At 71.8% G+C, this 3,847-nt stretch carries 3 protein-coding genes; 2 read left to right on the top strand and 1 reads right to left on the bottom strand.

Features of this window, described 5'->3' with window-relative positions; all coding sequences use genetic code 11:
- The first annotated feature begins 462 nt into the window (after positions 1-462).
- Positions 463-1,869, top strand: a complete 1,407-nt coding sequence (locus tag ACFRMQ_RS39160) for a family 2B encapsulin nanocompartment shell protein (protein WP_380735664.1) — start codon at positions 463-465, stop codon at positions 1,867-1,869.
- A gap of 569 nt (positions 1,870-2,438) precedes the next feature.
- Here the strand turns inward: ACFRMQ_RS39160 and ACFRMQ_RS39155 are convergent.
- Positions 2,439-2,873, bottom strand: coding sequence for a hypothetical protein (locus tag ACFRMQ_RS39155; RefSeq protein ID WP_380735663.1), 435 nt, complete (start codon positions 2,871-2,873; stop codon positions 2,439-2,441).
- A gap of 204 nt (positions 2,874-3,077) precedes the next feature.
- On the opposite strand from ACFRMQ_RS39155, the gene ACFRMQ_RS39150 reads away from it, so the two are divergent.
- Positions 3,078-3,847, top strand: a 770-nt coding sequence (locus ACFRMQ_RS39150; RefSeq protein ID WP_380735662.1) for a hypothetical protein, incomplete at its 3' end; no start/stop codon positions are given.

Below are 3,847 nucleotides of genomic sequence, written 5' to 3'. Positions count from 1 at the left end.
GTGCCGGCCTCCCCCGTGCCGGCACCTGGCGGGCCGTCCGCTTCGTGGCGCGTGTGGTCGCCGCGCCGAGCGGACGTCCGCGCCGCCGGCCGGACGGTGTGCCGGATTGACGCCGGACGGCTGCCCCCGGGCCCGTCGCGCGGGCCGCCGGCCGACGCGGAAAAGCCTTTGACGGCACGGGGATCGCGGAGGCGAACGGATGTTCCTCCACTCCTCGGGGCGATGGGGCCGGACCGGGCAAGATTCACCCTATCGGGGGGTAGTCGGCCGCCGTGCGGGCCCGGCCGGGCCTTGGTGATCTAGGGTTCCGGATGGGCCGCCGGGAGACGACGGCCGCACTTCGCGCACATCGCCAACGCCCCCACCATCACGCGGACCTGACGGTCCGTCTTGGCATGCGCCCGGGCGGGCCGGTATGCCCCTGGGCGCGTGACCCGATCACAGGAATGGAGACCACTGCCGATGACCGTGGACACGAGCCCGGAGGCAGTGCAGGCCAAGCAGCAGAGTCTTGCGACGGCCGCCGCACGGAACCTCGCCACCACGACCAAGTCCGCACCGCAGATGCAGGAGATCACCTCCCGCTGGCTGCTCAAGGTGCTGCCCTGGGTCCAGGCGGCCGGTGGCGCCTACCGCGTCAACCGCCGGCTCACCTACGCCGTCGGCAACGGCGTGGTGGAGTTCATCAAGACCGGCTCCCAGGTCCGGGTGATCCCGGCCGAGCTGGGCGAGCTGGCCCTGCTGCGCGGCTACGAGGACGAGGAGGTCCTCACCGCGCTGGCCGACCGCTGCCAGCAGCGGGACTTCGGCCCGGGCGAGGTGCTCGCCACCCAGGGCGAGGCCGCCGACCGGATCTTCCTGATCGCGCACGGCAAGATCAACAAGATCGGCACCGGCAAGTACGGCGACGACACCGTGGTCGGCGTGGCCGGTGACGGCGACCGGTTCGGCGACGACGCACTGCTGAACCCCGACGCCACCTGGGACTTCACCGCCAAGACCGCCACCGCCGGTGTCGCGCTGACCCTCACCCGGGCGGACTTCGCCCGCATCCGGGACAACGCGCCCAGCCTCCAGGAGCACCTCCAGACGTTCCTGGCCCTGCCGCTCCAGGCGCAGAACGAGCGCGGCGAGGCCGAGATCGCCATGTCGGCCGGCCACAAGGGCGAGTACGAGCTGCCCGGCGCCTTCGTGGACTACGAGCTCAAGCCGCGCGAGTACGAGCTGAGCGTCGCGCAGACCGTGCTCAAGGTGCACACCCGGGTCGCGGACCTGTACAACCAGCCGATGAACCAGACCGAGCACCAGCTGCGGCTGACCATCGAGGCCCTGCGCGAGCGCCAGGAGCACGAGATCGTCAACAACCCGGAGTTCGGCCTGCTCAACAACGCCGACTTCGACCAGCGCATCCAGACCCACTCCGGCCCGCCCACCCCGGACGACCTGGACGAGCTGCTCAACCGCCGCCGCGACCCCGACTACCTGATCGCCCACCCGCGGACCATCGCCGCGATCGGCCGGGAGTTCAACGCCCGGGGGCTGTACCCCACCCACGTCGACCTCGGCGGGCAGCAGGTGCCGGCCTGGCGCGGGGTGCCGATCCTGCCGTGCAACAAGATCCCGGTCACCGAGCACAACACGAGCTCGATCATCGTGATCCGTACCGGTGAGGACAACCAGGGCGTCATCGGCCTGCACCAGACCGGTCTCCCGGACGAGTACCAGCCGTCCTTGTCGGTGCGCTTCATGGGCATCGACGAGAAGGCGATCATCTCCTACCTGGTCAGCGCCTACTACTCGGCCGCCATCCTGGTGCCGGACGCGGTCGGTGTGCTGGAGAACGTGGAGATCGCGCACCGCCGCAGCTGAGTGCCGCGGGACAGCGGGCGCGGGCCGTGACCGGTCGGCGCGAAGATCGTTTGACCTGATGACGGACGGCCCGCCCCGACGGCGGGCCGTCCGCCTGACTGTCTTTGATCACTTCCGGTCGTGTGCGATGGATCTTTCCTCGGGGATTCGACCGAACTCGACCTTCCAGTCCGTTCCGTCCCGTCCTTCACGGGCGACTCCGAGAGGTGTGTGGAGCCCATGCCCCAGCGTCGGCAGATATGCCGGATACCGGCCGGTGACGGTGGGCGCGTGCTCCCCGGACGACGGATGCGGCTGATCGGCGCGACGGTCGGCGTGGTCGCGGTCTGCGTGCTGGTCGGCGGCGCGTCCGCGTCCGCGTCCGGTACCGGGCACTCCGGCGGGTACCGGCACGGCCCGGTGGTGGACGTCTGCGTGTGCGACGAGACCGACGTGTCGGTGTCGACGGGGCCGGCTGGAGAGGTCGACGTGGACGTGGACGTCCGGGTCGGGGTCGGGGTCGGCATCGCGCCGAACCTCGGTCCGGGACACCACACGCCCCGGCCTTCACACTGGCACCACCACCACCATCACCACCACCCGCATCCCTGCCCGAGTCCGAGTCCGAGCCCGACGCTGTCACCCGCGCCCTCGCCGACCCCGACTCCCTCGCCGACGCTCACGCCGTCGCCCAGCCCGTCGGTCCCCACCCCGTCGCCGGTGTCTCCGGCTCCGCCGGCCTCACCCGCACCCCCGGCGCCGTCGGCACCCGTACCGCCTCCGCCGCCCCGGGCGCCCCTGGCTCCCGCTCCCGCGGCGCCCGCCCCCGTGCCGGCGGCCCCGGGTCCGGCCGCGCCCAGCGCGGTGGCCCCCGGCCCCGCGGCCTCGCCGAGCCAGGCGCCCCCGAGCCCGCTGTGGCCGACCCCGGCCGCGCCGCCGACGTTCCACGCCGCCAGGGCGAAGCCGCTGACCCTGACCCGGCACCACCAGGGCACCTCGATGACCACCACGCTGCTGGTGATCATGGTCCCCGGTGTGATCGCGGCGGCGGCCCTGCGGCCGGGCCGTGGCGGTCGGGGGCGCGGTGGCCGTTCGGGCCGGTCCTGACCGGCCGCTGACGGTCCGCCGCCCGCCACCCGACATCACCTTCACGGTGGGCGACGGGCGGCGAGCCGAGTGCCGATGGATTTCACGTTCCGTCACAAGCCAAGCCAGAGAAGGGAGTTCCCATGTCCGAGTGGGTGGCGGGGGTCATCGCCATGGCGTCGGCCTGTGCCGTCGTGGCGGCGGTGGTGCTGCTGAGGCAGCGCCGGCCGATCGAGCCGGAGAGCAGCGAGGAGACCCCGGACGTCATCGAGTACATCACGATGATGATCGGGGTGGTCTACGCGATCGTCCTGGGCCTCGCCATCGCGGGTGTCTGGGAGGCGCGCGGCTCCGCCCAGGACGACCTGTTCCAGGAGGCGCAGTCGCTGCGCGAGGTGAGCGACCGTGCGGTGATCTACCCGGCGGAGTTCCGCGACCAGGTCCGGGCCGACGTGGACGCCTACGTCACGTACGTGGTGAACACCGAGTGGTCCGTGATGCGGAAGACCGGCCAGATCACCGAGAAGGGTGACGAGTTGCTCCAGAAGCTCCAGAGCGACGTCGCCACCCGGCCGCCCGCCTCCGACCTGGAGTCCCAGGGCTACCAGCCGATCAACGACCGGATCAGCCAGGCCTCCGCCGCCCGCAACGCGCGCGGGCAGAACGCCGGGCCGACGATGCCCGGGGTGGTCTGGTTCGGCCTGATCGGCGGCGCGGTGGTGACCGTCGGCATGCTGTTCGCGCTCCAGATCCGGCGCACGCCGAGGGAGTTGATCCTGGCGCTCTCCTTCAGCGTGCTGATCTCCTTCCTGCTGTTCATGATCTGGGACTTCGACAACCCGTTCTCCCGGGCCGTCTCGGTGACCACCCAGCCGTTCCAGGACCTCTTCCCCTCGCTCGACCTCTCCGACTG

The organism is Kitasatospora sp. NPDC056783 (assembly GCF_042789895.1).
Classification (GTDB): Bacteria; Actinomycetota; Actinomycetes; order Streptomycetales; family Streptomycetaceae; genus Kitasatospora.
This window is presented reverse-complemented; position numbering and strand designations above follow the sequence as displayed.